This window comes from Microbispora sp. H10670 (genome assembly GCF_014161385.1).
Taxonomy (GTDB): Bacteria; Actinomycetota; Actinomycetes; order Streptosporangiales; family Streptosporangiaceae; genus Microbispora; species Microbispora triticiradicis.
Genome location: NZ_JABBWW010000062.1, coordinates 1 through 5,007 on the forward strand (window position 1 = coordinate 1; position 5,007 = coordinate 5,007).

Annotated in this window: 7 protein-coding genes; 6 read left to right on the top strand and 1 reads right to left on the bottom strand. The window is 70.2% G+C overall.

Annotated features, from left to right (window positions below; genetic code table 11):
- The first annotated feature begins 231 nt into the window (after nt 1-231).
- From HHX33_RS34385 to HHX33_RS34395, 3 genes are all read left to right on the top strand, one after another.
- The gene (locus HHX33_RS34385; protein ID WP_182878216.1) at nt 232-1,398 is read left to right on the top strand and encodes a pyridoxal phosphate-dependent aminotransferase; all 1,167 of its coding nucleotides are present in this window, start codon (nt 232-234) and stop codon (nt 1,396-1,398) included.
- 81 nt (nt 1,399-1,479) lie between these two features.
- The gene (locus HHX33_RS34390) at nt 1,480-1,683 is read left to right on the top strand and encodes a FitA-like ribbon-helix-helix domain-containing protein (RefSeq protein WP_182878217.1); all 204 of its coding nucleotides are present in this window, start codon (nt 1,480-1,482) and stop codon (nt 1,681-1,683) included.
- On the top strand, nt 1,680-2,060 hold the full coding sequence (locus tag HHX33_RS34395; RefSeq protein ID WP_182878218.1) for a type II toxin-antitoxin system death-on-curing family toxin: 381 nt from the start codon (nt 1,680-1,682) through the stop codon (nt 2,058-2,060). The genes HHX33_RS34390 and HHX33_RS34395 overlap by 4 nt, the downstream gene beginning before the upstream one ends.
- Here HHX33_RS34395 and HHX33_RS34400 read toward each other — a convergent pair.
- Nucleotides 2,047-2,511, bottom strand: a complete 465-nt coding sequence (locus HHX33_RS34400; RefSeq protein WP_182878219.1) for a TMEM175 family protein — start codon at nt 2,509-2,511, stop codon at nt 2,047-2,049. The two genes, HHX33_RS34395 and HHX33_RS34400, sit on opposite strands and share 14 nt — an antisense overlap.
- Here HHX33_RS34400 and HHX33_RS34405 point away from each other — a divergent pair.
- The 3 genes from HHX33_RS34405 (at nt 2,498) to HHX33_RS34415 (ending at nt 4,886) form a co-directional block, all read left to right on the top strand.
- Complete coding sequence (locus tag HHX33_RS34405; RefSeq protein WP_182878220.1) at nt 2,498-2,689, top strand: hypothetical protein; 192 nt, start codon at nt 2,498-2,500, stop codon at nt 2,687-2,689. The genes HHX33_RS34400 and HHX33_RS34405 overlap by 14 nt on opposite strands.
- A gap of 155 nt (nt 2,690-2,844) precedes the next feature.
- The gene (locus HHX33_RS34410; RefSeq protein ID WP_310741645.1) at nt 2,845-3,780 is read left to right on the top strand and encodes a carbamate kinase; all 936 of its coding nucleotides are present in this window, start codon (nt 2,845-2,847) and stop codon (nt 3,778-3,780) included.
- The gene (locus HHX33_RS34415; protein ID WP_182878221.1) at nt 3,780-4,886 is read left to right on the top strand and encodes a ring-opening amidohydrolase; all 1,107 of its coding nucleotides are present in this window, start codon (nt 3,780-3,782) and stop codon (nt 4,884-4,886) included. Before HHX33_RS34410 ends, HHX33_RS34415 begins: the two co-directional genes overlap by 1 nt.
- The last annotated feature ends 121 nt before the right edge of the window (nt 4,887-5,007 follow it).

Consider the following 5,007-nt stretch of genomic DNA (forward strand, 5'->3'; position numbering starts at 1 on the left):
GGACATCCGGGACTGGATCGCCCAGTGGAACGACAACCCCCGGCCGTTCGTATGGAAGAAGACCGCAGAGGAGATCCTCGAATCCCTCGCACGATATTGCCGACGAATTTCAGGCGCAGGACACTAGGGCCGCGACCGCCAATCTCTGCCCCGTCACGTCGCCCGGAGCGGCACCTCGCGGCGTTGTCGCGCAGGACTTGAGCCGGCGGGCCGCGGGATAGGGTGGCGGCTGTGAGTGAGCCTCTGGTGCGGCGGATGCGGGAGTTCGGCACGACCGTCTTCGCCACGATGACGAAGCTGGCCGTGGAGACGGGCTCGATCAACCTGGGCCAGGGCTTCCCGGACACCGACGGGCCGGAGCGCATGCTGGAGCGCGCGGTCGAGGCCGTGCGGAGCGGTCTCAACCAGTATCCGCCCGGACCGGGCCTCCCCGAGTTGCGCCAGGCGGTCGCGGAGCACCGCAAGCAGTGGTACGGCCTCGCCTACGATCCCGACGGGGAGGTCCTCGTCACCGTCGGCGCCACCGAGGCCATCGCCGCGGCGATCCTCGCGCTCTGCGAACCGGGCGACGAGGTGGTCGTCTTCGAGCCCTACTACGACTCCTACGCCGCGGCCGTCGCGCTCGCGGGAGCCGTGCGTAGGGCGGTCACGCTGCGTGTCGACGCGGGACGGTTCACCTTCGACCCGGCCGAGCTGGAGGCCGCGATCACGCCCCGCACCCGCGCGATCCTGGTGAACTCGCCGCACAACCCGACCGGGACCGTGTTCACCCGGGAGGAACTGGAGTGCGTCGCCCGCGTGTGCCGCGAGCACGACCTGATCGCGGTGACTGACGAGGTCTACGAGCACCTCGCCTTCGACGGCGTCGAGCACGTTCCGCTGGCCACGCTGCCCGGCATGCGCGAGCGCACGATCATGATCTCCTCCGCGGGCAAGACCTTCAGCGTCACCGGCTGGAAGACCGGCTGGGTGTGCGCTCCGGCGCCGCTCGCTGGCGCCGTGCAGGCGGTCAAGCAGTTCCTCACCTACACCGCGAACGCCCCCTGGCAGGCCGCGGTCGCGTACGCCCTGCAGGAGGAGATGGAGTGGGTCGCGGCCCAGCGGGCGGCCCTGCAGGCCAAGCGGGACCGCCTCATGACGGGCCTGGCGGAGGCCGGCTTCGACGTGCTCCGGCCGGCCGGCACCTATTTCGTGCAGACCGACATCAGGCCGCTCGGCTTCACCGACGGGCTCGACCTCGCCCGGCGGCTGCCCGAACTGGCGGGAGTCGTCGCGATCCCCACCCAGGTCTTCTACGACCACCCGGACCGCGGCCGCCACTTCCTGCGGTTCGCCTTCTGCAAGCGCGACGAGGTCATCGACGAGGCCGTCACCCGCCTCCGCCGCCTCGGCGGCTGACGAATTCGATGACTGAGCGTCAGGTGATCCATACTCTCCGCTGATGGTATCGCCGTGATACCGGCCCGTACCATCGGAGGCATGGCAATGACGCTGCGTCTGAGTGACGAGCAGACCGAGGCCCTCCGGCGGCGCGCGGAGAGGGAAGGGCGGAGTATGCAGCAGATCGCCCTTCACGCGATCGACGACTACCTCGCCCGCGTCGCCGACGACGAGTACACCGACCTGCTGGCCGAGAAGGGGGCGCAGCGTTTCGCGGACCTCCTGCGCAGGCTGGGGGAGTGATCCGCTACATCTCCCTTGAGCAGGGGCTGAGCATCGCCCGCCGGGCGACGGGAGCGCCGATCGAGGTCCGTGACATCGGGCTGCTGGAGGCGGCACTGCTCCGCCCGCGGACATCGGTGTTCGGACGGGACGCCTATCCCGACGTCTTGACGAAGGCGGCGGCCATCCTGCACTCGATCGTGTCCAATCATCCGTTCGTGGATGGCAACAAGCGCGCGGGGTGGCTCACGATGTACGTCTTCTGCGCGAAGAACGGGCTGGAGATCGATCCGCAGGATGACGACGCCGCGTACGAGTTCGTGATCGCGGTGGCGTCGGGCAAGCTCACCGAGGCCGACGAGATCGCGGACGTGTTGCGCGGCTTCACCGCCTCCTGAGCACGCGGACCGTGCCGTAGGCGACGAGAGAGGTCCCCAGCCACAGGAAGGGCACCGCGCTGACCACCCAGGCGGACGCCACGGCCGTCAGCAGCCAGTAGATCCCGATCGCCCAATAGACCCCGGCGTTGGCGCGCAGGCGGGGCAGGTCGGCCTCCGGCCGGTGCAGCCGCTGCGTCAGCACCAGAGTGAACAGCGCGCCCTGGGTGAGCAGCAGGACGGCCTCGCTGCCGGCGAACAGGCCGGTCGCCAGGGCCCTGCCGTCCTCCGGGAAGTGACCGGCGTTGGCCTCGCCGAACAGCGACGTCGTGTACGGCAGGAAGGCCACGAAGAACAGCAGCGGAATGTGCAGCAGGAGCATCGACTGGGACACCCGCTCGATCTGGTCGAACAGCGTGTGATGGGCCCGCCACGCGAACCAGAGCATCAGGAAGGCGATGGCGAAGGCCATGAAGGAGCCGAAGTGGTCGCCGAAGAAGGCGCTCAGCCGCTGGAGGTCCTCGCCCGCGGGGGAGTTCCAGGGCGAGCAGCGTGATGGCGATCGCGAAGATCGCGTCGGCGAAGACGCCGACGCGTTCGTGGGTGAGCCCGGGCCGCACCTGAGGCGTCGACATACGGATCTCCATTGAAAGGGGGGCAGTGGTGAGCATTCTGGCAGAGGCCGCCGGGACGGGAACCGATCCCGCAGCTCGGTGCCGGGCTTGGTGAAATCTGCTCATGGATGCGGCAGGGGTGGGCGGAACTCGCCAATGAAGGCCTGTGTGGGGCTGGATAGTTTCCGGATGTGGGCGGACGCGTACTGATCGCACTCGGCGGCAACGCCATGACGGCTCCGGACGGGAGCGCGTCACCGGCGGACCAGCACCGGGCGGTGGCCGAGGCGATGAACCACGTGGCGGCGCTCATCCGGGCCGGGCACGAGGTGGTGCTGACCCACGGAAACGGCCCCCAGGTCGGCAACATCCTGCTGAAGAACCAGCTCAGCGCGGGCGTCGTGCCGCCCGTGCCGCTCGACTGGTGCGTGGCGCAGACGCAGGGCACGATCGGCACGCTCATCATGAACGCACTGCAGCGGGAGCTGGGGCACGCGCGGGTCGCGGCCGTCGTCACCCGCACACTGGTGGACGCGGACGACCCGGCGTTCCGGGATCCGGTCAAGCCGATCGGGCGCTACTTCGACGAGGACGAGGCGCGCCGGTTCGAGGGGCAGGGCCAGGTCTGGCGGCTCTTCGAACGCGGCTGGCGGCGGGTGGTCGCCTCGCCCCGGCCGGTGGAGATCCTGGACGCCGCCGCGGCCGTCGCGCTGATCGGGGCCGGGTTCACGGTCGTCGCCGCCGGGGGAGGCGGAGTGCCGGTCGTACGCCGGCCGGACGGCGTGCTGACCGGGATCGAGGCGGTGGTCGACAAGGACCTCGCCGCCGCCGCGCTCGCCGTCGCCGTCGGCGCCACCGACCTCGTGATCGCGACCGACGTGCCGTACGCCTCGGCGGACTTCGGCACCCCCCGGGCACGTCCGATCGGGGACGTCGACGTCGCCGCGCTGCGCGCGTTGCAGGCGGCCGGTCACTTCGCCGGGGGCAGCATGGGCCCCAAGGTCGAGGCCGCCCTGCGCTTCGCCGAGGAGAGCGGCAACCGGGCGGTGATCACCTCGCTGCACCACATCGGGGCGGCGTTGTCAGGAAATATCGGGACCAGGGTGTCCAGAGGGGTGGAGGGATAGTGCCGGATCCGATCGAGGTACGGAAGGTCCCCATCGAGAGCGTCACCGACGCCTCCGGGCTCGCGAAGCTGATCGACGACGGGGTGATCGAAGCGGACCGGGTGCTGGCGGTCGTCGGAAAGACCGAGGGCAACGGCGGGGTCAACGACTACACGCGGATCCTCGCCGACCGCGCCTTCCGCGAGGTGCTCGCCACGAAGGGCACCCGTACGCCGGAGGAGATCGCGCAGGTGCCGCTGGTGTGGTCCGGCGGCACCGACGGCGTGCTCAGCCCGCACGCGACCGTCTTCGCGACGATCGACCCCGCGAAGGCCGTACGCACCGACGAGCCCAGGGTGAGCGTCGGCGTGGCGATGAGCGAGGTGATCCTTCCGGAGGACATCGGCAGGCCCGCGATGGTCGAGAAGGTCGCCGCCGGGGTGCGGGAGGCCATGAAGCTCGCCGGGATCGACGACCCGGCCGACGTCCACTACGTGCAGACCAAGACCCCGCTGCTCACGCTGTCCACGATCACCGACGCGAAGGAGCGCGGGCAGACGGTCGTCACCGAGGACACGCTCAAGTCGATGGACATCTCCAACTCGACCACGGCGCTCGGCATCGCGGTCGCGCTCGGGGAGATCCCGATGCCGTCGGCCGAGCAGATCCACAAGGACCTGTCGCTCTACTCGTCGGTGGCCTCGTGCTCCAGCGGCGTGGAGCTCGACCGGGCCCAGATCGTCGTGGTGGGCAACGTGCGCGGGATCGGCGGGCGCTACCGCGTCGGCCACTCGGTGATGCGGGACGCCCTGGACAGCGACGGCATCTGGGAGGCCGTCGCGAACGCCGGGATCGACCTGCCCGAGCGCCCCCGTACGGACGACCTCGGCGGCCGGCTGGTCAACCTGTTCATCAAGTGCGAGGCCGACCCGTCCGGCCGCGTCCGCGGGCGGCGCAACATCATGCTCGACGACTCCGACGTCCACTGGCACCGCCAGATCAAGGCGACGGTCGGCGGGGTGGCGGCGAGCGTGACCGGAGACCCGGCCGTGTTCGTCTCCGTGGCGGCCGTCCACCAGGGGCCGTCCGGCGGAGGCCCGGTCATCGCCATCGCGGACCTGGGCTGACAGTGATGATGTAGATGAGCACCTCCCGCCAGGGCTTGACCCATCGGCTGACTGACCTCGGGTCCTCAACGGGATCTGTCGGTCCTGGCGGGAGGCGCTCATGTGCACTCACTGGACGTGG